The organism is Photobacterium sp. 270122K (assembly GCF_059941365.1).
The window spans coordinates 16,848-39,276 of the sequence record NZ_JBPOEN010000009.1; the positions used below are offsets into that span (position 1 = coordinate 16,848).

20 protein-coding genes are annotated in these 22,429 nt (G+C 49.4%); 15 read left to right on the forward strand and 5 right to left on the reverse strand.

Going from position 1 to position 22,429, the window contains the following annotated elements; genetic code table 11:
* From ACSF8W_RS16220 to tatC, 5 genes are all read left to right on the forward strand, one after another.
* On the forward strand, positions 1-612 hold the full coding sequence (locus tag ACSF8W_RS16220; protein ID WP_428475835.1) for a ubiquinone biosynthesis accessory factor UbiJ: 612 nt from the start codon (positions 1-3) through the stop codon (positions 610-612).
* Positions 609-2,246: a ubiquinone biosynthesis regulatory protein kinase UbiB gene (ubiB, locus tag ACSF8W_RS16225; protein WP_500848254.1), complete on the forward strand. Its 1,638-nt coding sequence runs from the start codon at positions 609-611 to the stop codon at positions 2,244-2,246. The genes ACSF8W_RS16220 and ubiB overlap by 4 nt, the downstream gene beginning before the upstream one ends.
* A 69-nt stretch (positions 2,247-2,315) precedes the next feature.
* A complete protein-coding gene (gene tatA / locus ACSF8W_RS16230; protein ID WP_428475837.1) occupies positions 2,316-2,570 on the forward strand; it encodes a Sec-independent protein translocase subunit TatA in 255 nt (84 codons plus the stop codon).
* A 3-nt stretch (positions 2,571-2,573) separates the two neighbouring features.
* Positions 2,574-2,915, forward strand: a complete 342-nt coding sequence (tatB, locus tag ACSF8W_RS16235; protein ID WP_500848255.1) for a Sec-independent protein translocase protein TatB — start codon at positions 2,574-2,576, stop codon at positions 2,913-2,915.
* 11 nt (positions 2,916-2,926) lie between these two features.
* The gene (gene tatC / locus ACSF8W_RS16240; RefSeq protein WP_500848256.1) at positions 2,927-3,679 is read left to right on the forward strand and encodes a Sec-independent protein translocase subunit TatC; all 753 of its coding nucleotides are present in this window, start codon (positions 2,927-2,929) and stop codon (positions 3,677-3,679) included.
* 403 nt (positions 3,680-4,082) lie between these two features.
* On the opposite strand, the gene ACSF8W_RS16245 is transcribed toward tatC, so the two are convergent.
* Complete coding sequence (locus ACSF8W_RS16245) at positions 4,083-5,450, reverse strand: YjiH family protein (RefSeq protein ID WP_500848257.1); 1,368 nt, start codon at positions 5,448-5,450, stop codon at positions 4,083-4,085.
* Positions 5,451-5,936: 486 nt separating this feature from the next.
* Here ACSF8W_RS16245 and ACSF8W_RS16250 point away from each other — a divergent pair, with 486 nt between their 5' ends.
* From ACSF8W_RS16250 to ACSF8W_RS16265, 4 genes are read left to right on the forward strand one after another with little or no spacing between them, the layout of a single operon-like run.
* Positions 5,937-6,626 (forward strand): hypothetical protein, encoded by a 690-nt coding sequence (locus tag ACSF8W_RS16250; RefSeq protein WP_500848258.1) that lies wholly within the window; start codon positions 5,937-5,939, stop codon positions 6,624-6,626.
* A complete protein-coding gene (locus ACSF8W_RS16255) occupies positions 6,607-7,332 on the forward strand; it encodes a leucine-rich repeat domain-containing protein (protein ID WP_500848259.1) in 726 nt (241 codons plus the stop codon). The genes ACSF8W_RS16250 and ACSF8W_RS16255 overlap by 20 nt, the downstream gene beginning before the upstream one ends.
* Positions 7,333-7,360: 28 nt before the next feature.
* Positions 7,361-7,648, forward strand: a complete 288-nt coding sequence (locus ACSF8W_RS16260) for a hypothetical protein (RefSeq protein WP_500848260.1) — start codon at positions 7,361-7,363, stop codon at positions 7,646-7,648.
* Between the two features lie 21 nt (positions 7,649-7,669).
* Positions 7,670-9,073 carry a leucine-rich repeat domain-containing protein gene (locus ACSF8W_RS16265; protein ID WP_500848261.1) on the forward strand — a complete coding sequence of 468 codons (1,404 nt, stop codon included), beginning with the start codon at positions 7,670-7,672 and terminating at the stop codon, positions 9,071-9,073.
* A 129-nt stretch (positions 9,074-9,202) separates the two neighbouring features.
* Here ACSF8W_RS16265 and gorA read toward each other — a convergent pair whose 3' ends face one another.
* Positions 9,203-10,558 (reverse strand): glutathione-disulfide reductase, encoded by a 1,356-nt coding sequence (gorA, locus tag ACSF8W_RS16270; protein WP_500848262.1) that lies wholly within the window; start codon positions 10,556-10,558, stop codon positions 9,203-9,205.
* Positions 10,559-10,786: 228 nt separating this feature from the next.
* Complete coding sequence (locus ACSF8W_RS16275; RefSeq protein WP_428475844.1) at positions 10,787-11,626, reverse strand: 23S rRNA (adenine(2030)-N(6))-methyltransferase RlmJ; 840 nt, start codon at positions 11,624-11,626, stop codon at positions 10,787-10,789.
* 213 nt (positions 11,627-11,839) lie between these two features.
* On the opposite strand from ACSF8W_RS16275, the gene prlC reads away from it, so the two are divergent.
* A complete protein-coding gene (prlC, locus tag ACSF8W_RS16280; protein ID WP_500848263.1) occupies positions 11,840-13,882 on the forward strand; it encodes an oligopeptidase A in 2,043 nt (680 codons plus the stop codon).
* A 263-nt stretch (positions 13,883-14,145) separates the two neighbouring features.
* Here prlC and gppA read toward each other — a convergent pair whose 3' ends face one another.
* Complete coding sequence (gene gppA, locus ACSF8W_RS16285) at positions 14,146-15,636, reverse strand: guanosine-5'-triphosphate,3'-diphosphate diphosphatase (protein WP_500848264.1); 1,491 nt, start codon at positions 15,634-15,636, stop codon at positions 14,146-14,148.
* An 18-nt stretch (positions 15,637-15,654) separates the two neighbouring features.
* A complete protein-coding gene (gene rhlB, locus ACSF8W_RS16290; RefSeq protein WP_500848265.1) occupies positions 15,655-16,965 on the reverse strand; it encodes an ATP-dependent RNA helicase RhlB in 1,311 nt (436 codons plus the stop codon).
* Positions 16,966-17,078: 113 nt separating this feature from the next.
* Here rhlB and trxA point away from each other — a divergent pair, with 113 nt between their 5' ends.
* The 5 genes from trxA to ACSF8W_RS16315 all read left to right on the forward strand — a co-directional run bounded on the left by trxA (position 17,079) and on the right by ACSF8W_RS16315 (position 22,423).
* Entirely contained in the window at positions 17,079-17,405 is a 327-nt protein-coding gene (trxA, locus tag ACSF8W_RS16295; RefSeq protein WP_500848266.1) for a thioredoxin TrxA, read from the forward strand.
* 197 nt (positions 17,406-17,602) lie between these two features.
* On the forward strand, positions 17,603-18,865 hold the full coding sequence (gene rho / locus ACSF8W_RS16300; protein ID WP_500848267.1) for a transcription termination factor Rho: 1,263 nt from the start codon (positions 17,603-17,605) through the stop codon (positions 18,863-18,865).
* A gap of 174 nt (positions 18,866-19,039) precedes the next feature.
* Complete coding sequence (locus tag ACSF8W_RS16305) at positions 19,040-20,080, forward strand: hypothetical protein (protein WP_500848268.1); 1,041 nt, start codon at positions 19,040-19,042, stop codon at positions 20,078-20,080.
* A gap of 132 nt (positions 20,081-20,212) precedes the next feature.
* On the forward strand, positions 20,213-22,096 hold the full coding sequence (ubiD, locus tag ACSF8W_RS16310; protein ID WP_500848269.1) for a 4-hydroxy-3-polyprenylbenzoate decarboxylase: 1,884 nt from the start codon (positions 20,213-20,215) through the stop codon (positions 22,094-22,096).
* Positions 22,097-22,135: 39 nt separating this feature from the next.
* Entirely contained in the window at positions 22,136-22,423 is a 288-nt protein-coding gene (locus tag ACSF8W_RS16315) for a 2Fe-2S iron-sulfur cluster-binding protein (protein WP_500848270.1), read from the forward strand.
* Positions 22,424-22,429: the final 6 nt, after the last annotated feature.

Below are 22,429 nucleotides of genomic sequence, written 5' to 3' on the forward strand. Positions count from 1 at the left end.
ATGCCGGTTGATGCGTTAGTCACGGGGGCGATTGAGACCTCACTCAACACCCTGATCAAAGAAGACGAAGACAGCCAACGCCGTCTCGCCCGTCTGCGTGGCAAGATCATCCGCGTCAAACTCAATGAGTTTGGCAAGCAGTTGGTGTTTGTTTTCAGCCAGCAGATCGATGTGCTGGGGGCGTACGAAGGGGAGGCCGATTGCGAATTGGCCTTAAACCTCTCCGTACTGCCCGAATTGCGTCAGCAAGCCAACCTGACTCAGCTGATCAAAGCCGATAAGTTATCGATTGACGGTGATGTACAGCTGGCGCAGCAGTTTTCGACCTTGCTGAGTGGCTTGAAGCCCGATGTAGAAGAAAAATTGTCTCACTACACTGGTGATATCGTCGCCCATACGCTGGTCAGTGGCGCCAAACAAGGCGTGCGCTGGGTACAAAAAGGGGTTGAGCGTCATCAGCGTTACGTGGCCGAGGTGATCACTGAAGAGTGGAAACTGGCGCCGCAAGCGTTGGAAATCGCCTATTTTGCCGATCAAGTGGATGACTTGAAGAGTGATGTGGCCCGCTGTGAAGCCCGTTTGAACCGTTTACTTGAGCAGAGCGCCTCATGATTGCGTATGCCGAATTGAAACGGCTTTACCAGATCACCGCCGTGCAATTGCGCTACGGGCTGGATGAACTGCTGCCGGACGACCCACGCCTGCGTTTGCCGAAAACGGCGCGCCGTGGCTTGTACTGGCTCAAGAACCAACATCCCGAGAAACCCTTGGGTGAGCGCCTGCGTTTAGCCCTGCAAGAGCTCGGGCCGGTGTGGATCAAATTCGGTCAGATGATGTCGACCCGTCGGGATCTGTTCCCGCCGCACATCGCCGACCAATTGGCCTTGTTGCAAGATCAGGTTGCACCGTTTGACGGCAAGCTGGCCAAGCAGCAGATGGAAGCCGCGTTAGGCGGGCCGTTGGAAACCTGGTTTGATGACTTTGATGAAACACCGTTAGCGTCTGCCTCCATTGCGCAGGTGCACACTGCCACCTTGCGTGAAAACGGTGCCGAAATTGTCCTCAAGGTGATCCGTCCTGACATTTTGCCGGTGATCCAAGCCGACATTAAGCTGATGTACCGCATGGCCGGTTTACTGGCCAAAATGCTACCCGAGGCGCGCCGCTTGCGTCCGATGGAAGTGGTGCGCGAGTATGAGAAAACCCTGCTCGATGAGCTGAACCTGATGCGTGAAGCCGCTAACGGGATCCAGCTGCGCCGCAACTTTGAAGACAACCCGATGCTCTACGTGCCAGAGGTTTACACCGACTTAAGTCGAGAAAACCTATTGGTGATGGAGCGCATCTACGGGATTCAAGTGTCGGATGTCGAGGCGTTGATCGCCAACGGCACGGATATGAAACTGCTGTCTGAAAATGCCGTCACTATCTTCTTCACTCAGGTGTTCCGTGACAGCTTCTTCCATGCCGATATGCACCCGGGGAATATTTTTGTTGCGCGGGAAAATCCACAAAATCCGCAGTGGATTGCATTAGATTGTGGTATTGTCGGCACGCTGAACCGGGAAGATAAGCGTTATTTGGCCGAAAATCTGCTCGCGTTTTTCAATCGCGACTACCGCAAAGTGGCGGAATTGCATGTCGATTCAGGCTGGGTACCGAAAGATACCAACGTCGATGAATTCGAGTTTGCCATTCGCACGGTGTGTGAGCCGATCTTTGAAAAGCCACTGGCAGAAATCTCTTTTGGGCATGTATTGCTGAATCTGTTTAACACCGCGCGTCGCTTCAATATGGAAGTGCAACCGCAACTGGTGTTACTGCAGAAAACCCTGTTGTACGTAGAAGGGCTTGGGCGTCAGTTGTATCCGCAGCTTGATCTGTGGGACACCGCCAAACCTTTCTTGGAAGACTGGATGTCGCGTCAGGTCGGCCCGCAAGCCGTGATCGATGGAGTTAAAAGCCGTGCACCGTTCTGGGCTGAAAAGCTGCCGGAATTGCCGGAATTACTTTATGACAGCTTGCGTCAGGGCAATACGCTGAATCAGCGGATTGATACCCTCTATGATCATTTCATGGAGAATCGCCGCCAGCAGGGCCAGGCACGGTTCCACTTTGGCATTGGTGCAACGTTGGTTGTATGTTCTGCCATACTTTTAAGTAATCATATGGACACTTATGCAGCCGGCTGTGCTGTAACGGGTATCACGTTTTGGTTACTTGGGTGGCGAGCTTGCCGTAAATAGGCGGTAAAGTGAACACCCGACACAAAAAACGTTTTGTTATCAACCACAATAAGCTGAGGTAAAACAAGCATGGGTGGTATTAGTATTTGGCAATTGCTAATCATTGCACTGATCATTGTGCTTCTATTCGGAACCAAGAAACTACGCAGCATGGGTGGTGATTTGGGTTCGGCGGTTAAAGGCTTCAAAAAAGCGATCAGCGATGATGAGCCAGCCGCGAAGAAAGACGCCGAAGCTGACGCAGACTTCGATCAGAAGAAACTGACTGAACAGCAGCAAACTGAGCAGGCTCAAAAGAGCCAAAAAGACAAAGAGCAGGTTTAACGCGTGTTTGATATCGGGTTCTGGGAATTAGTACTGATCTCCGTGGTGGGATTGGTGGTACTGGGGCCGGAACGCCTGCCCGTCGCGATCCGTTCGGTATCGCGTTGGGTAGGAGCTGCTCGGAATATGGCGAACTCAGTGAAGGATGAACTGTCGCAGGAGCTAAAACTCCAAGAGCTGCAGGAAAACCTGAAAAAAGCTGAGCAAATGGGGATGAAAGATCTCTCGCCTGAGCTAAAGGATTCTGTCGACGAGCTGAGAAAAGCAGCGGCGGAAGTACAGCGTCCTTATGCGGAAAAAAAAGATGAGCAGCCCTCGGTGACGACCTCTCACAAGCAGGATTAAATTACATCACTATGTCTACCGTTGAAGATACGCAACCGTTATTCAGCCATTTGATTGAGCTGCGTAACCGTTTATTGCGTGCGATACTGAGTGTCATTGTGGTCTTTCTTGGTCTGGTTTGGTTTGCCAACGACATCTATACTTTCTTGTCCGCACCTTTGGTAGAACGTCTACCGGAAGGCGCGACCATGATTGCGACAGATGTGGCTTCGCCATTCTTCACACCCATTAAGCTCACCTTGGTCACCTCGGTTTTTGTGGCTGTACCCATGATTTTGTATCAGGTCTGGGGCTTTATCGCGCCGGGTTTATACAAGCATGAGCGCAAGCTGATCATGCCGTTGCTGATCTCTAGCTCGCTATTGTTCTATGCCGGTGTGTCGTTTGCTTATTTCGTGGTTTTCCCGTTAGTCTTTGGCTTCTTTACCAGTATTGCCCCGGAAGGGGTCGAAGTGGCCACGGATATCGCGAGTTACCTCGATTTTGTTCTCGCATTGTTTATGGCATTCGGTATTGCGTTTGAAATTCCGGTGGCCATTCTGTTGCTATGTTGGACTGGTGCAACCGATCCACAGAGCCTGCGAGAAAAGCGACCTTACATCATTGTCGGCGCGTTTGTTGTCGGTATGCTGTTGACCCCGCCTGATATCATTTCGCAAACCCTGTTGGCGGTGCCAATGTGTTTGCTGTTTGAGGTGGGTCTGTTCTTCTCGAAATTCTACGTGCGCGATCACGAAGAAGAGGAAGACGAAGACATCGACTAACACACGATGCAGAACGATAAAAAAACCGGCTACGGCCGGTTTTTTTGTGCCTGCTATTTGCCGCCAGCAAGCGAAGACACAGCCTGCGTCGTCTCGTCTGTACTTGATGGAAAAGGAAGAGGGAAAAGAGAGAAGAGATAAGTGGGAATATGGGCATGAGCATCATAGGCGATTGCTATGGCACGTAGAGATGGCACGCAGAGAAGGCGTGTAAAGATGCGCGTAGAGACGGATGTAGACAGGGCGTGCGGTTGCTTTTGGGTGAGAGACGTAGTGAGGGTGAGGGGAAAAGAAAGAGACAGAGACGGAAATAGAGACAAAAAAGCCAGCGTCTTTACGCTGGCTTTTCTTTCATCGTCACTGCCTTGCTGATAGACAAGGCGGGAACGGATCATCGTCTCTATCAGAAGAAGAGATGACCCATCAGCGCAATCACAGGCAGTGTCACCAAAGTACGCAGGATGAAGATCATGAACAGCTCCCACGGTTTTACCGGGATTTTACTGCCGATCAAAAGCGCACCAATTTCCGACATGTAGATCAGCTGAGTCACTGACATCGCTGCAATCACAAAGCGGGTTAAATCGCTCTCAATGCCCGAGGCCAGAATCGACGGCAGGAACATATCCGCAAAACCCACCACAATGGTTTCAGACGCCGCAGCAGCATCCGGGATCTGTAGCAATTCCAGGTACGGAATGAATGGTAGACCCATCAGGCTGAAGATCGGCGTATTCTCTGCAATCATCAATGCGGTAGTACCGATCGCCATGACTACCGGCAGCACACCGAAGATCATGTCAGCGGCATTTTTGATGCCATCGACCATCACGGCACGCAGGCTAGTGACTTCATTGGCTTTCGCCAACGCTTGTTCCAAACCAAAGCTCACCACCGTGTGGCCAGCAGGTACCGCTTCAAGATCTTCTTCTAATAGCGTGCCATCAATGAAGCGATCTTTTTTCCAAGACAGTGGCGGTAAACGCGGCACGATCACCGCAGCAGCCAAACCCGCCAGACACACCGTCAGATAGAAGGGGGCAAACATGTGCTCCAAGTTCACCTGTGCAATCACCACCAAGCTAAAGGTGATCGACACGGCTGTAAACGTGGTACCAATCACCGCCGCTTCACGCTCGGTGTAGATCTTGCTTTCATACTGCTTGCTGGTCATCAGCACGCCCACACTGCCGTCACCCAACCAAGAGGCGATACAATTCACCGCAGAGCGGCCAGGCAGGTTAAACAGCGGACGCATAATGCGAGTAAACAGTGCGCCAACAAACTCCAGCAGACCGAAGTTCAATAGCAAAGGCAGTAGCAAACCCGCGAACAGGAACACCGAGAACAGCACTGGCAATAGGTCATTTAAGACCAAGCCGCCCGTTGCGCCATCGCGGATCATCTCTGGGCCCACGCCGAAATACGTCAACAGCACGAACAACGCGCCCAGCTGCTGGACAATGAACCAAGGCAGTGACGGGTTCAGTAGGCCACTGAAAAAATGACTCTTCAAAATAGCCTGTGGCTTGACGATCTTGGTCACAATGGTCGCCGCCGCCGTCAGGCTGATCATGACCGTGACCATCGTGGTCAGCGAGCCTTCAAACAACGCCTGCACCGATTTGGCCAGTATCGCGATAGGAATGGTTAACGAGTCTTGATAGTTGATGGGCGCCATAAACAAGAACACACCCAACAAAGAAGGGAGCACGAACATGAGCCAATTGGCAGGTGTAGGGCGCTTAACAGCGAGGGTTTGCTCTTGCATAGATCATCCAGTCAGTAGCAGCATAATAAATTGACTATTCAACAAGTTTTATAACCATTCACTACTAAAGGAGGAATGGAAGGCGGATATTACAGGGAAAACCCTAGGGGTGGAATAGTAAATCGCGGAATGTGCTTTTTTATGCGAAATGAGTGCAAGAATACCCGTGATTGAGACTAATCATTCACTATTGACGCTCTTTTGAGCGTGTTTCCCTTATGAGAAAGGCCGAGAGAGAGGGGGTGATGAGGTTGTCAGTTACAGTAAGGCTCTCCATTTTCTGGGAAATGTGCCGGAGGAATGCCAGTTAGTCGGCCTACTGTTGCGCTCAGGCGCTTATATCTGTTTATTACTCGTTATAATCATGCCTTTATCTAGTTAGCTGTTTTTTATCGTCGAGTTACTGTCATTTATCAAGACGATTGGAAAGATTATCAATGAATAAATCGCATTTTATTGATGTTATATAAATAAAAGGGTTGAAAGATGTTATTACCTTTAAGTGGTGTTTTATCATGCGATTTAAAATGGTATTACCTATTAATAATCATTTCGATATTTTATATTGTTGATGCCAATGCTAAATCATATGCGCATCAACAGGCTTTAAAATCTTCACAGGTTAGAGCTGTATTCAAGTACCTAAATGAGCAAGGTGAAGGTAATCATGAACTTGGTGTTTTTATTGAAGGTGAGGGCATCGACATTCTGCCAAGAGAGTTAACGCAAGATATTCACGATTTAGATCGTTTCACTTTAATGCGTTTAACTGATGGTAAAAAGATAAGACCAATGAATCGTTATTTTAATCGTGGAAACTTTGCTGTTGTAAATAAATATGATGAAGTTGTCTATCTGAAAATAAGAATTTCTTCAAATAAAAGTGAGGTTTTATTTAAATCATTGAAGGAGTTAGAGTTCTTATCATTAAATGTTGATGGTGAGTATGTTGATATTGATTTATCAGAAAACAATAAACTGAAAGAGGTACAGTTGAATTCTGGTAGGATAAATAATTTAACATTGCCACTTGATAGTAATGTTGAAATAATATCTACGATAATGGGAATGTTTCGTAAGTTTACCAATTTATCCAGTCAAAATGAACTGATTTATTTCATGGCAAATGGAGATGCTGTTAATTTAAATGAAATAAATGGAAATAAATGGAAATAAATCAATTCAAAGACTGAAACTATTTTCTAGGAAAGTAAAACCCAAAGGGTTGAAAGTTTCAACTTTGAGTGGATTAAAGTTTTTATCGTATAGTGATGATAATGAAAATGATATTGAAAAAATACATAACCTTAAAAAATTAAAGGTCTTGCGGTTGTTTAATATGGATGTGAAAAAAGTTTCTTTACCTTCCTCGCTTGAATATTTTAGCTTTAGTGGTAAGTTAAATCATGAAATTCCAACTTTTTCTGATGATTCCATTCTTTTAAAATTAAACATTAGTAATACTTCGATTGAAGATATATCAAATTTAAAGCGAGTGAAAAAAATAAAAGAAATAAACATTCATAACTCGCCTATTAAAAATTTAAGTGTTCTTGGTGAAATGTCAACGATAGAGAACATGAAAATTGAGTTTACAGATGTAGAGGATGTATCTGTTATCACTAAATTACCTAATTTAAAAAATGTAAGTTTTGATGATAATAAAATAAGGAACATTGATAGCCTATCAAGTTTGAAATCATGCGAATTGATTACTTTTCACTTTAATATGATTGAGAGTATTGACCTTAATGCTCTTAAACAATTGGATGGTTGTAGGATGTCTTTGGCTTATAACCCTGTTTATGAAAATGCAAAACTTGACCTGTTAAAAAAGCTAAAAAGTTTAGCAATAAAGGGAAATTTAAGCGGTGAGTATTGATGGTTAAAATAAAGGATGAAATTGAATTATGAGTTTATGGAGTAAATTATTTGTATTTATCGTTGTTTTACTTTCTTTCATCAATACGATGTCGAAGAGTCCAAGGGTAAATGCATGGTTAAACGGTGAGTCGCTTGATTTTAGTTTAGGTCGTATCTCATTGATTATAATCATTATCATCGGGGTATTCATCACCCTGTTTGGTTTGGCGGTTTGGTTATCAAAAATCTTTAAGCCTGCGCAGGATGAAATCAATAAAAAGAAAGAACTTATTCGATCTTATCAGCAAAACGATTCCGATCAGACAAAGAAATAGCACAATATGAAATGGAAAAGAATGAAAACTGGGAAGCGGCTTGAAGGAATGAAAGATACCATCTCTGTTGTAGCAGTAAATCTGCGAGATCAATACAGCTCACTCTGGTGTAGATGGAATTATTGGTTAGCCATTATATATCTCATTTTTTCATCTTCAATGGTACGGGCTAACTCAACTTTACCTGATGATATATTTAAATCCAATGATGTTAAACATGTTTTGGGTTTTTTTAGTTCACAAGGATTAACTGAAAATCCAGAAATTTTTATTGAAGGAATAAATGCTAATTCTATACCTAGATTGCCATTCTATAATGTAAATAGAAAACATAAATTAGTTACATCAAGAGTGGAGCTTTCAGGAAAAGGAGAATATTACTTTTCTAGGTACAGATATTATATGATTCTGAACCAATCATATGAAATAACACATTTAAATTTACCAATTAACAAGTCATTTCATGCAAGTTTTTTTTCAAAATTAAATAGCTTGAAGTTTTTAGGTTTGGATGTCACGACGGAGCAGGATGTAATTATTGACTTAGCTAATAACAGTAATCTGAAAGAATTATATTTATCACGAGGTGTAATATCTAATTTAATACTTCCTGTAGATAGTAACCTCGAGTTGATAGGGACACTATCTGGCGATTATAAATCTATGTCAAATGTTGAAAAGCAAAGTAAGTTAAAAGTGTTGGCAGTGAATTCCGATGTGAAAAACATTGAGAGATTAAGTGTTAATAATCCGATAGAATATTTAAGTTTTTCTGGGGGAGGTGTTTTGGATATAGACCCATCAAAGTTCACTAGTTTGTATTATCTATATATTTCAGATGGGGTGACTGTGGGTGAATTTAACCCATATAATCTCAGGAAGCTAAAATCATTAATACTTGGTGATAAGGTTTATGTCGGAAACATCAATGTTCCTCCTTCTTTAGAGTTGTTCGAATTTTCTGGACAGGTTAATTATAAAATACCTAACTTGTCTAAACTAACAAAACTCAAAGATCTTATAATAGAGCGAACACGAATTGATGAAATTTCTGGTCTAGATAACCTTGTTAATCTTGAGCGTTTGTATTTTTCACGAAATCCTATTAAGAAAATGAGTGGGTTGGGAAATTTGAAAAATTTGATTGAACTAACTATTGAACAAGGTGAAATTAGTTACATTGAAAATGTTGATAAATTAAATAAATTAGAAAAGTTATCATTGGATATGAATAATATTGAGCGAATAGAAACCTTATATTTACCTTCTTCACTAAAATCCATTAGCCTTTACGGAAACGATATTAAAGTTGTTGATATGTCATTGTTAGATGATCTTCCAAATGATAGTTTCTGGATGGGGTCTGATGCTGTATTCAAGAATAGCACTCCAGAGAGGATGAAAAAAATAGATAACCTTTACTAATGTATTGACTTGTTGAATTCATGAGAGTCTTTTGTCTATTTTATATCGAACGAAAAAAGGGAAGCCATTGCTTCCCTTTTGTGTATTTGATACTTGAATGCTCAGTGCATTCACTTATCTAGGCTGCGATCAACGCATTGTCACGAACTCTTCTGAGCCCGTTGGATGGATAGCGACAACGGAATCGAAGTCTGCTTTGGTTGCGCCCATCTTCATAGCGACACCAAAACCTTGGATCATTTCATCGACGGTGTAGCCGATGCCGTGTAAGCCTACGACTTTCTCGTCGTCACCCGCACAGACCAGCTTCATTTTGCATGGCTGACGGTGCGCAGTTACCGCGGTGTACATCGCGGTAAAGCCCGATTGGTACACTTTCACGTTCTCTTCGCCGTACTGGGCAATGGCATCTTGCTCAGTCAGGCCGATGGTGCCGATCGGTGGGTGGCTGAATACCACGGTAGGGACGAGGTTGTAGTCCATCTTCGCGGTGGTTTTGCCGTTGAACAGACGCTCAGACAACTGACGACCCGCTTTAACGGCGACTGGCGTTAACTCAATACCGCCTTCCATGATGTCGCCGACACAGTAGATGCCTTCAACGTTGGTCTGCTGGTATTCATCGACCTTGATGTAGCCACGCGCGTTGGTTTCAACACCGGTCGCGGCAAGGTTGATTTTGTGCGTGCTTGGGTGACGACCGATCGCCCAGATCAACACGTCAGTGTTGTGGCTCTCGCCGTTTTCAAAGTGCAGAGTGATAGAGCCGTCAGCTTCTTTTACCACTTCTTTAGGGACAGAGTGGGTGTGCAGTGTTGGGCCTTCTGCATTCATCACTTCCACCAAGGTATCGATGATCATCGGATCAAAGCTACGCAGTGGGGATTCTTTACGCACGAACAGGTGGGTGTCAGTACCCAGTGCGCTCAGTACGCCTGCGATTTCTACCGCGATGTAACCGGCACCCACAACGGCGGTGCGTTTTGGCTGCGCGGTCAGTTCAAAGAAACCGTTCGAGTCGATACCGTGCTCAGCACCCGGTACGTTCGGGATCGTTGGCTCACCGCCGACGGCGATCAGGATGTGATCCGCGGTGTAGTGCTCGCCGTTTACTTCAATGGTTTTCGCATCCACGAAGGTCGCAAAGCCGTTGATCACTTCAATTTTGTTGTTGCCCAGTACGTTGTCGTACGCGGTGTGGATGCGGCTGATGTAGGCTTCACGGCTTTCCACCAACTTGCTCCAATCAAAGCCTTTTACATCGACATCAAAGCCGTAGTCTTTGGCATACAGGTGCATCGCTTCTGCGATTTGCGCGCCGTGCCACATCACTTTCTTCGGCACACAACCGACGTTGACACAGGTACCGCCAAGGGCTTTGGCTTCCACCAATGCCACTTTTGCACCATACATAGCCGCACGGTTAGCTGAGGCAATCCCGCCGCTGCCACCACCGATACAGATGTAATCAAAATGCTTCGCCATGACTTTACTCCAATAATTGTTATTAATTTGGCTGTTGTACCTAAGTAACCTCAAGATGCTGGATTCATCGTGAGCACAGCATCTTGAGGTAGCTTGGGTCTAGTAGTGTAATCAAGAACGGGGTGAGTTACGAGTGGGGCTGATCGAGAAAATACGAATATAAAAAAGGCGAGGAAATCCCCGCCGTTATCATGCTTTTGAGCGATTGGCTCTGGTGTGTCTCCCGTATTACTCCGGGACGATCCATTCCACTTTGTGATGGCCGTGCGTCGGTGCAATGGCTTGCTGCAGCCAAGGCAGAATGGTCTGCATCTGGCTTTCCAGTGTCCACGGTGGGTTGATCACAATCATGCCCGAGGCGGTCATACCACGCTCTTCCGTGTCTGGCTCAACACCCAATTCGATTTGCAAAATCTTGCGAATGCCCAAATCTTTCAGGCCTTTTAGCATCTTGTCGATGGTCTCGCGGTATACCACTGGGTACCAAATCGCGTACGTGCCAGTCGCCCAACGCTTGTAGCTTTCATTGATGGCTTTTACCACGTCCATGTACTCATGTTTGAGTTCATACGGCGGGTCAATCAACACCACGCCACGGCGCTCTTTCGGTGGCAGGCTAGCTTTCAGACGCGCAAAGGCATCTTCTTTGTAGATTTTTACTTGGCGATCGCCACGAAATTCTTGCAGCAACAACGGGAAATCACTTGGGTGCAATTCCGTGAGTACCATGCGGTCTTGCTCACGGATCTGTGCGCGGGCGACTTTCGGTGAGCCCGGGTAGTAACGCAGCTCGTCGCTGTCGTTCAGTACCGTGATGGCGTCAAGGTAGCTTTTGAGATCTGCCGGAATGTCATCGCGGCCCCAAATACGGGCAATACCTTGTTTGAACTCACCGGTTTTCTCGCTGCGTTCGTCTTGCAAATCGTAGCGGCCGACCCCGGAGTGAGTATCGTGGTAAACAAAGGGTTTATCCTTTTGCTTGAGGGCATCAAGGATCAGGCTCTGGACAATGTGCTTGACCACATCGGCATGGTTGCCGGCGTGAAAACTATGGCGGTAGCTCAGCATGGCTGGGATCTCGACAGAAAGAAGTAATGAATAAGCCCCGTATTATGGCGAATTGGCGGGGAATAGCTAGGGGCGGTGACGACATCTACTGCGCCAGATGTTAATGTTAGGTTAAAATGGTAAGATGTTTTTGCGCTTTAGGGCGAGTAAAGGATTGATTTTTCGCCGTTGAAGACGCATGTATTAAGGGATAACAGAATAAAGGAATCGCGCATGTCTAACCCATTACTTACGATGACAGGTTTACCCCCGTTTTCACAGATCCAACCGGAACACGTGAAACCGGCCGTTGAGCAAGCCATTGCCGATTGCCGTGCCGCCGTTGAAGCCGTACTGGCCAGTGGCGAGGCGCCAAGCTGGACGTCGATTTGTGTGCCATTGGCAGAAACCGATGATCGCCTAAACCGTATCTGGTCGCCGATCGGCCACTTGAACGGGGTGAAAAACAGCAATGAGCTGCGCGACGCGTATGAAAGCTGTTTGCCAATCCTGTCGGATTACAGCACCTGGGTCGGTCAGCACAAAGGGCTGTATGACGCGTATAAAGCGATCAAAGCTGATGCCAGCTTCGCGAGCCTGACACTGGCACAGAAAAAGTCGGTGACCGATGCGCTGAAAGATTTTGAACTGTCCGGGATCGGCTTGCCAGCCAAAGAGCAGCACCGCTACGGTGAGATCAGCAAGCGTTTGTCTGAGCTGTCGTCGACGTTCAGCAATAACGTGCTGGATGCGACCATGGGCTGGAGCAAGTTGGTGACGGACGAGGCTGAGTTAGCAGGTTTGCCTGAATCGGCGTTGCTGGCCGCCAAAGCCAATGCGGAAGATAAAGAGCAAGACGGCTACTTGTTCACGTTAGATATTCCGTCGTACCTGCCGGTAATGACGTACTGTGAAAATGGCGCTTTGCGTCAGGAAATGTACGAAGCGTTCGTGACTCGCGCCTCTGATCGCGGTCCGAATGCCGGTAAGTGGGACAACAGCGACATCATTGCTGAGAAGCTGAAACTGAACCACGAAATTGCACGTCTGCTGGGCTTTAACAGCTACAGTGAGAAGTCGTTGGCCACCAAAATGGCGGAAACCCCAGCACAAGTTTTGGGCTTCTTGAATGACTTGGCGAGCCGTGCCAAGCCACAAGGTGATCGTGAAATCGCCGAGCTGCGTGAGTACGCCCAAAGCGAGTTTGGTGCCACCGATCTGTCGCCGTGGGATCTGGCGTTCTACAGTGAGAAACTTAAGCAACACCGTTACAGCATTTCCGATGAGCAGCTGCGTCCGTATTTCCCAGAGAAAAAAGTCGTGGCCGGTTTGTTTGAAGTGCTTAAACGTGTGTTTGGCATGGACGTGAAACCACGTGATGGCGTCGATGTGTGGCACGAGTCCGTGACCTTCTATGACATCTTTGATGCGCACGGTGAGCTACGCGGCAGCTTCTATCTGGATCTGTATGCCCGTGAACACAAGCGTGGCGGTGCCTGGATGGATGAGTGCTTGGTGCGTCGTACTCGTGAAGACGGCACCCTGCAAGCGCCGGTGGCGTACCTGACCTGTAACTTCAACAAGCCGGTGGGCGACAAGCCTGCACTGTTTACCCACGATGAAGTGGTGACCTTGTTCCACGAAACCGGTCACGGTATTCACCACATGCTAACCCAAGTGGATGTGCCGGCGGTCTCGGGCATCAACGGTGTGCCATGGGATGCGGTGGAGTTGCCAAGTCAGTTCCTTGAGAACTGGTGTTGGGAAGAAGAGGCCTTGGCCTTTATCTCCGGTCACTTTGAAACCGGCGAGCCACTGCCAAAAGAAATGCTCGATAAGATGCTGGCGGCGAAAAACTTCCAGTCTGCGATGGGCATTTTGCGTCAGTTAGAGTTTGGTTTGTTCGATTTCACCTTGTACACCGAGTACGATCCTGAAGTCGGCGCCAAAGTGCTCGACACACTGGCTGACATCAAGTCACGTGTCTCTGTGGTACAAAGCCCAGAATGGGGCCGTTTCCCACACAGCTTCAGCCACATTTTTGCGGGTGGTTACAGCGCGGGTTACTACAGCTACTTGTGGGCCGAAGTGCTATCGTCAGATGCGTTCTCACGTTTTGAAGAAGACGGTATTTTCAACCCACAGACCGGTGCAGATTTCTTGGATTGCATCCTAGAGCGTGGCGGCAGTGAAGAGCCGATGGCGTTGTTCAAGCGTTTCCGTGGTCGTGAGCCGCAGATTGATGCGTTGCTTCGCCACAGCGGTATCACGGGTTAATGCACTGATTGGGCTGGCTCTTTCACCCCAGCCCAGCATCGGACATGCTCATTGATGGTTATCAACTGCGCGTGTCCTCTTTATGCTGAGGCGAAATTTCTGCGCCGAATCAGGCATTAACAGAGTGAGGGGTAGGACAGCGTTCTAGCCAAATTCCGGCGTTTGTTCTGCCAATGAGAACGTGGAACGGACCGATAATAAAAAAGCACCCACTGGGTGCTTTTTTTGTTTGGGGTATCCCATCGGATCATAGAGGGGATGTGTTACTCGCTAGCGATAAGTGTCAGCGGCCAGCCCATGTCGGTTTGACGTTCGGCTTCTTGTTGTAGCTCTGCATGGGTCAGTGGGTGCGCGGCGAGCCAAGCGGCTGGTAGCGTGAGCACTAGCTCATTGTGTTCTACGTGCAGGCTAAACGGTGGTTGCTGAGTCTTGTCACGACGGTGGCACAACAGCACGGCTAAGCGGAAAAGGCGTAGCAGGCGAGTGGCACTGTCGGTCGGCAAGGCATGCTGAGTCGGCAAGTTGCTGAGCTGCTCACGGAAGCGACGCAGTAACTCGGCGATCAGGAATTTTTGTGCGCGGGTAAAGCCCGGCAAGTCACTGTGATTGATCAAGTACGCGGCATGATCCCCGCTTTGCTTAAATTCAATCATGGTGCCAATTTCATGCAGCGCCGCACAGGCTTGCAACAGGTTAGCCGCGTGCGGCTCCGGTTGCCAAGTCGATGTGGTGGCGGCTAATAAGGCATTGGCCGTGTCAGCGACGTAGTCCGCATGCGCTTTATCGAGCTGAAAGCGCGATTGTAAGCTGTGCAGCGTACGGGTTTGCACGTCATGATGACGCATTTGGCGCATCATTTCGTACACCATGCCTTCACGCAGGGCGCCGCCAGCCAGTGTCATGGTGGCAATATTCAGCGATTCAAAAATGGCGATCAAAATAGACAGACCGCTTGGGAAGACCAGAGCACGCTCAAGCGTCAGTCCTTCGATATCCAAATCTTCTAATCGCTCGTATTGCATCGCCTGGCGTTGCAAACGCTTGAGTTTTGCCAAGGTGATGATTTCATCCATCCCTTGTGCCAGCATGATTTCCTGCAGGGCTTGCACGGTACCACTGGCACCGACACAGGTATTCCAACCCAGCGCCTGATAGTGCGCCACAATCGGGGCAATATCGGCTTTGGCTGCCTGAATGGCGGCGTCAAAGTTGGCCGCGGTCAGGGCGCGATCTTTAAAGTAACGCTCTAACCAGGTGACACAGCCGATCTTTAAGCTGGTCAGGGCGCTGGCATCAAAGCCTTCGCCAATCACCACTTCGGTACTGGCACCGCCAATATCGACCACCAGGCGTTTGCTGCTGCCGCCAGAGGTATGGGCTACCCCTTGATAGATAATGCGCGCTTCTTCTTCGCCCGGAATGATATCGACCGGGTAACCGAGGATCGCTTCTGCTTTGGCAAGAAAGGTATCAGCGTTGACTGCAGTGCGTAAGGCGGCGGTGCCGACAATACGAATGTTGTCTGCCGGAATGTCTTGCAGACGTTCGGCAAACAAGCTGAGGCAGTCCCAGCCCCGTTGCATGGCTTCATCGCTCAGCACGTTGTGGGTATTTAACCCTGCGGCTAAGCGGACTTTACGTTTGATCTTGGCCAGTGTCTGCACGTTGCCGGCAAACTCTCGCACAATCCACATGTGGAAGCTGTTCGAGCCAAGGTCAATGGCGGCATACAAAGGGGATACGTTTCTTTCCATGGGCATATCTATCTGTAATTAAGCTTTATTTTGCGGCGGACGGCGGCGATTACGTTGGCGCGGCTGTCCTTGACGCGATGAACCACCATTATTGTTGTTGCGGCGGTTGCCACCCTGACGAGGGGCGCGCGGCACGAACAGTGGCTCTGGCAAATCGTCAAGCAGGGCGTCAGCATTGTATTTCGACAATGGGATCGCGTGCTCGATGTACGTTTCAATCGCCGGCAAGTTAATGGCGTATTCTTCACAGGCAAAGCTGATGGAGTGGCCACTTGCGCCAGCACGACCGGTACGGCCGATACGGTGTACGTAGTCTTCGGCATCATCAGGCAAGTCGTAGTTGAACACGTGTGTTACCTGCGGAATGTGCAGGCCACGCGCGGCTACGTCGGTTGCCACAAGGATGTCGACTTCACCTTGAGTGAATTGCTCCAGAATGCGCGTACGCTTCTTCTGTGGCACATCACCGGTTAGCAGACCCACGCGGTGTTTATCCGCGGCAAGGTGTGCCCAGATATCTTCACAGCGGTGCTTAGTGTTGGCGAATACGATGGCGCGATCCGGCCATTCTTCTTCAATCAGCGTCTGTAGCAGGCGCATCTTGTCTTGGTTAGACGGGTAGAAGAGCTCTTCTTGAATACGGTGACCGGTTTTTTGCTCAGGCTCAACCACGACACTTTCCGGGCTGTTCATGTGCTCAAAAGCCAGTTCTTTCACACGGTAAGACAAGGTCGCAGAGAACAGCATGTTCAGACGTTCAGCCGGTACCGGCATACGACGGAACAAGAAACGGATATCTTTGATAAAGCCCAAATCGAACATACGATCGGCTTCATCCAATACCACGGCTTGAATCGAACGCAAGTCGATCACACGCTGCTTATAGAAGTCGATAATACGGCCACAGGTGCCGATCAGAATATCAACGCCATCTTCCAGTATTTTTTGTTGCTTCTCATACGCTTCACCGCCGTAGGCAAGGCCTGCGGTCAGGCCAGTGCTTTCAAGCAATGGCTGGGCATCGTTATAAATCTGGATGGCCAGTTCACGCGTCGGTGCCATAATAATGGCACGAGGATGGTTCTGTTTACGATCCTCTTTTGCTGGCGTTAGCAGCAGGTGGTTAAAAGTCGCGGTCAGGAAAGCCAGGGTTTTCCCTGTGCCTGTTTGAGCCTGACCCGCAATGTCATGGCCGGAGAGCACTACCGGCAATGCCAGCGCCTGGATCGGCGTACAATTATGGAAACCTTTGGCTTCCAATCCTTGTAAAACCCGAGGATCTAACCCCAGGTCGGCAAATTTTTGCTCTGTGATATGAGTCGTCTTCATTCGTATAGAATATCAGCTTAGGGTTGCAATACGAAACGGATTCCATTCAAATAGAGCAACGATTTGCTGGTTAAAATCAAATCAGCTAAGAAAATCAACCATTGGAGTGGAAGATGAGCGACAAGATTGTGCAGCTGACAGACGCAAGTTTCGACAGCGATGTAATTACTGCTGCAGGCCCTGTGCTAGTCGATTTTTGGGCAGAGTGGTGTGGTCCTTGTAAAATGATCGCCCCAATTCTTGATGAAATTGCCGACGAGTACGAAGGTAAGCTGACTATCGGTAAACTTAATATCGATCAGAATGCAGCCACACCACCAAAGTTCGGTATTCGTGGTATCCCAACGCTATTGTTGTTCAAAGACGGCAGTGTAGCAGCCACCAAAGTGGGTGCACTGTCTAAGAGTCAGCTGAAAGAGTTCCTTGACGCGAACCTGTAAGCGATTCAAATTCAAGCCATGCGCAATTTCTCAGTTGTGCATGGTTTGACAACCGTCTATGCTAGACGGAAGAGATCTTTAGTGCTAACTTATTGCACGTAAACTGCACATTCGTTCATTCCTTGACCTGCCCCATTGGTCTACCTTCTCTCAATTAATATAGAACCCCGATTTTGACTGACAAGAAACCCACCACTATGAATCTTACTGAATTGAAGAGCCAACCTATTCCACAGTTGGTTGCGCTTGGCGAAAGCTTAGGGCTTGAGAACCTAGCCCGTTTGAGAAAACAAGACATCATCTTTGCCATTCTCAAACAGCATGCGAAAAGTGGTGAGGACATTTTTGGCGATGGTGTTCTAGAAATTCTTCAAGATGGCTTCGGCTTCCTCCGCTCAGCAGACAGTTCTTACCTTGCCGGCCCTGACGATATCTACGTCTCTCCAAGCCAAATCCGCCGCTTCAACCTTCGCACTGGTGACACCATTTCAGGTAAAATTCGTCCGCCGAAAGATGGCGAGCGCTACTTTGCTCTGTTGAAGGTTAACGAAGTTAACTACGATAAGCCGGATAACGCACGTAACAAGATCCTGTTTGAAAACCTGACCCCATTGCACGCGAACGAGCGTATGCGTATGGAGCGTGGTAACGGTTCAACCGAAGACATCACCGCCCGTGTTCTGGATTTGGCTTCGCCAATCGGTAAAGGTCAACGTGGTCTGATCGTGGCACCGCCAAAAGCGGGTAAAACCATGCTGCTGCAGAACATTGCACAGAGCATTGCTTACAACCACCCTGAGTGTGAGTTGATGGTACTTCTTATCGACGAACGTCCAGAAGAAGTGACCGAAATGCAGCGTCTGGTAAAAGGCGAAGTGATTGCCTCTACGTTCGATGAGCCAGCGTCTCGTCACGTACAGGTGGCTGAAATGGTGATTGAGAAAGCCAAGCGTTTGGTTGAGCACAAGAAAGACGTGGTTATCCTACTGGATTCCATCACTCGTCTAGCGCGTGCGTACAACACCGTGATCCCATCATCAGGTAAAGTATTGACCGGTGGTGTCGACGCTAACGCCCTACACCGTCCAAAGCGTTTCTTCGGTGCAGCACGTAACGTTGAAGAGGGCGGCAGCCTGACTATCATCGCAACCGCACTGGTTGATACCGGTTCGAAGATGGATGAAGTGATCTACGAAGAATTTAAAGGTACAGGTAACATGGAACTGCACCTGTCTCGCAAGATTGCTGAGAAGCGTGTTTTCCCTGCGATTGATTTCAACCGTTCGGGTACCCGTCGTGAAGAGCTATTGGCGAAAGCGGATGAGCTACAGAAGATGTGGATCCTGCGTAAAATCGTTCACCCAATGGGCGAAACAGACAGCATGGAATTCTTGATCGACAAACTGTCGATGACCAAGACCAATGATGAGTTCTTTGACGCGATGCGCCGTCAAAAATAATATTTTTACTGTCTGACTCACAGTTTCCTAAACGCCACCTCGTGTGGCGTTTTTTATTGCTTAAATTCGGGCATACTCCTATTGTGCGCTGTTCAATTTTGAATGCGAATCCACAGGGCACCTGATACCAGGATGGATCAGTTCACTCAATTTCCTGTTCACCAAGGAGGTGACATGCGACTAGGACAGTGCATGCTAATAGGATGGTTAGCCACACACATGGCCGTGGCCAGTGCGGCCGGTATTATCGCTTCTGGCGTACCGACGAGCAACGCTCCCGCCGTGCACATCGCCGCGCAGGCCGTGACCGAGGTGCTGACGTCTCCGCACAGCCAATCCCGCGCGACCGCGCTGGCGACCCTCTATAACAACAATGACTTTCGCGAATTGGAGTTTAACCTTTCTCTTATACCGCCGCTAAAGCAAGAGGCGGTTCGGTCATTGCTGGTGGATCATGCCGCGGCTCATGCCGTATTGGATCAATACAAAGCCAACTGGCTGCAGTCACAGGCACTGCGCAAACCGGCGTTTACCGTGGTGGAGCAGGGAGATGGCTATACCGTGACGCAAACGGCGTTCCATTATGCGACCAAAGCCCGTGCGCAGGTCACCCGTTGGGCGCAGATGCTCAAAGCTCAAGCCATGCATGCGCAGGCCGAACGGGGCGAGTTGATACTGTCACAATGGTTAACGGGCGATCTAGCCTCACAAACGGTGCAACGTGATATTTTGTTGGCGCAGTTACCGAGTTTATCGGCTACCGCCATCGCGCAGCTTGCGGCTCAATTCGCGACCGATAAAGCCCTGTTGTGGTTGCCGGATAATGCGGTGATTGCCGCGTTAGCCGCGGCCTCGGGCGATGAGGCGGTGTACCATTTGTTGTGGCGTCGCCGCAGCGATCAGTACAGTTTGACCGAACTCAACCGCTTAGCGCAGTTGGCACCGGAGCCCATGGCCACGGCACAATTGATGGCGGCGACCATCAATCCCTCTTTGAAAACCTCGGCTTACCGCGCATTGATTGCGCTGCAGCCGCTGCCTGTCAGCACGCAAGATTTCCTCAGTGGCCGTCTGGCCGATGTCGCCGATGGTCAGTTGGTGGCTGCAGAATTGCTGAGTCAGGGATACCTGAGCTGGTTAGAGCAACTGGTGACGGGCAGTCGTAATCAAGTGCTACAGAGAAACATCAAAACCGCGATCGCACGCCGGCTTTAGGGCGGCGATCCGACACGATTTTCCGCTATTCAGACGTTAACAAGTCGTTATAATAACCCGAGAATGATTTTTTTTACGCAGGTGCCCACGGCACCTGCGTGTCAGCGTATGTAGGATAGGTCACGGCAAACAATGAAATTCAAGGATCTACGAGAGTTTATTGATTACCTGGAACAACAGGGACAGTTGCTGCGCATCACGCAGCCGGTCGATCCGGATCAGGAAATCACCGAGATCTGCGATCGCACCTTGCGCGCAGGTGGCCCGGCGTTGTTATTCGAAAATCCAGTGGGGTATGACATTCCTGTACTGGCCAACCTGTTTGGCACTCCAGAGCGCGTCGCCATGGGTATGGGGCGCGAGGATGTCCGTGATCTGCGCGAGGTCGGCAAGCTACTGGCTTACTTGAAAGAGCCGGAACCGCCACGGGGCTTCCGCGATGCGATCGATAAGCTGCCGCTGTTTAAACAAGTGTTGAACATGCCAGTGAAACGCCTGCGTCAGGCCCCTTGCCAAGATATCGTGTGGCAAGGTGACGAGGTGGACTTGGACAAGATCCCGGTGATGAGTTGTTGGCCGGGGGATGTCGCGCCGCTACTGACCTGGGGGCTGACCATCACCCAAGGGCCGCACAAAAAGCGCCAGAACTTGGGGATCTACCGTCAGCAGAAAATCGGCAAGAACAAGATCATCATGCGTTGGCTGGCTCACCGAGGTGGTGCGCTCGATCTGCGTGATTGGATGGAAACCCATCCGGGTAAGCCGTTCCCTGTTACGGTCGCCTTTGGCGCCGATCCGGCCACTATTTTGGGGGCGGTGACCCCCGTGCCGGATACGCTGTCTGAATATGCCTTTGCCGGTTTGCTGCGTGGCCGCAAGACCGAAGTGGTCAAAAGCCTGAGCAATGATTTGGACGTGCCAGCCAGTGCGGAAATCGTGCTGGAAGGCTACATTGATCCCAATGAGTTTGCCGATGAAGGCCCGTACGGTGATCATACCGGGTATTACAATGAGGTGGAACGTCACCACGTGTTCACCATTACCCATGTCACCATGCGCAACAACCCGATTTATCACAGCACCTATACCGGTCGTCCGCCGGATGAACCGGCGGTGTTAGGTGTCGCGCTGAACGAGGTGTTCGTCCCGATTTTGCAAAAGCAATTTCCGGAGATCACCGATTTCTATCTGCCGCCGGAAGGGTGTTCTTACCGCATGGCGGTGGTGACCATGAAGAAACAATACCCGGGTCATGCCAAGCGCGTGATGATGGGGGTGTGGTCGTTCTTGCGCCAGTTCATGTACACCAAGTTTGTGCTGGTGTGTGATGACGATGTCAATGCCCGCGACTGGGGCAGTGTGGTGCAGGCGATGACCAGCCATATGGCACCGGCGCGCGACACGTTGATCATCGACAGCACGCCGATAGATTCCCTCGACTTTGCTTCGCCAGTGGTGGGGTTAGGGTCGAAAATGGGGCTGGATGCGACCCGTAAATGGGACGCAGAAATCGCCTTGGGCGGTCATGTGATGCCGACCGCCACGATCGCGCCTGAGGCATTAATGGCTGCGGTGCGTGAAGCGTGTCCGGAAATTGTCGATCTGCATCTGCCGGACGGTGAAGGCAAGCTGGCCATTGCCACGCTCAATAAAACGGAAGCCGGGTTAGGACCGGATGTGCTGACCCGGATGTGGGTGGCAGCCGGTGACACCGCCGCATTGGGCATGGTGATCCTGTGCGATGCGGACGATGTGAATGGCCGTGACTGGAACGACGTGATTTGGGCCGTGACCACGCGCATGGATCCCGGTCGTGACAGCCTGATTGTGCGTGATGCGCAGGGCGGATCACGCATGGGGTGGGATGCGACCAATAAGTGGCCGAGTGAAACCGGCGGCACCGCGCACGGCAACCCATGCGATAAACCGCGCGAATGGGGTACGCCCATCAGCAAAGATCCGGCGGTGGTGGCCCGCGTAGACGCGTTGTGGCCCGCCTTAGGCCTCAAACTGTAATAACGAATAGCATCATGACGGTTGGTCATGTGATCAACAATGAGAATAACCATGAATCAAGAACGGTATCAAGTGCGCCTGTTGCCTCGCGACGTGACGTTCACCACCGACGGTGAACACACGGTGTTAGAGGCTGCGCTCAACGCAGGTATCGCTTTTCCGAACCGCTGTCAGGTTGGGGTCTGTGCCATGTGCCTGTGCCGCAAACTGTCGGGGGAGATCCATTATCAGCTTGACCCCATGCTCACAGAGAAAGAGCAAGAAGAGGGCTGGATCTTCGCCTGTCAGGCGGTGGCGGACAGCGACTTGGTGCTCGCGCTAGCGTAGAGGAAA

Excerpts from the sequence above, each read along its gene's own strand:
- prlC (WP_500848263.1), top strand. The coding sequence starts at position 11,840 with ATGTCTAACCCATTACTTACGATGACAGGTTTACCCCCGTTTTCACAG.
- tatA (WP_428475837.1), top strand. The coding sequence starts at position 2,316 with ATGGGTGGTATTAGTATTTGGCAATTGCTAATCATTGCACTGATCATT.
- ACSF8W_RS16255 (WP_500848259.1), top strand. The coding sequence starts at position 6,607 with ATGGAAATAAATGGAAATAAATCAATTCAAAGACTGAAACTATTTTCT.
- ACSF8W_RS16315 (WP_500848270.1), top strand. The coding sequence starts at position 22,136 with ATGAGAATAACCATGAATCAAGAACGGTATCAAGTGCGCCTGTTGCCT.
- ACSF8W_RS16260 (WP_500848260.1), top strand. The coding sequence starts at position 7,361 with ATGAGTTTATGGAGTAAATTATTTGTATTTATCGTTGTTTTACTTTCT.
- ACSF8W_RS16305 (WP_500848268.1), top strand. The coding sequence starts at position 19,040 with ATGCGACTAGGACAGTGCATGCTAATAGGATGGTTAGCCACACACATG.
- ACSF8W_RS16265 (WP_500848261.1), top strand. The coding sequence starts at position 7,670 with ATGAAAACTGGGAAGCGGCTTGAAGGAATGAAAGATACCATCTCTGTT.
- tatC (WP_500848256.1), top strand. The coding sequence starts at position 2,927 with ATGTCTACCGTTGAAGATACGCAACCGTTATTCAGCCATTTGATTGAG.
- rhlB (WP_500848265.1), bottom strand. The coding sequence starts at position 16,965 with ATGAAGACGACTCATATCACAGAGCAAAAATTTGCCGACCTGGGGTTA.
- ACSF8W_RS16275 (WP_428475844.1), bottom strand. The coding sequence starts at position 11,626 with ATGCTGAGCTACCGCCATAGTTTTCACGCCGGCAACCATGCCGATGTG.
- ubiD (WP_500848269.1), top strand. The coding sequence starts at position 20,213 with ATGAAATTCAAGGATCTACGAGAGTTTATTGATTACCTGGAACAACAG.
- ACSF8W_RS16250 (WP_500848258.1), top strand. The coding sequence starts at position 5,937 with ATGTTATTACCTTTAAGTGGTGTTTTATCATGCGATTTAAAATGGTAT.
- gorA (WP_500848262.1), bottom strand. The coding sequence starts at position 10,558 with ATGGCGAAGCATTTTGATTACATCTGTATCGGTGGTGGCAGCGGCGGG.
- ACSF8W_RS16245 (WP_500848257.1), bottom strand. The coding sequence starts at position 5,450 with ATGCAAGAGCAAACCCTCGCTGTTAAGCGCCCTACACCTGCCAATTGG.
- trxA (WP_500848266.1), top strand. The coding sequence starts at position 17,079 with ATGAGCGACAAGATTGTGCAGCTGACAGACGCAAGTTTCGACAGCGAT.
- ACSF8W_RS16220 (WP_428475835.1), top strand. The coding sequence starts at position 1 with ATGCCGGTTGATGCGTTAGTCACGGGGGCGATTGAGACCTCACTCAAC.
- rho (WP_500848267.1), top strand. The coding sequence starts at position 17,603 with ATGAATCTTACTGAATTGAAGAGCCAACCTATTCCACAGTTGGTTGCG.
- ubiB (WP_500848254.1), top strand. The coding sequence starts at position 609 with ATGATTGCGTATGCCGAATTGAAACGGCTTTACCAGATCACCGCCGTG.
- gppA (WP_500848264.1), bottom strand. The coding sequence starts at position 15,636 with ATGGAAAGAAACGTATCCCCTTTGTATGCCGCCATTGACCTTGGCTCG.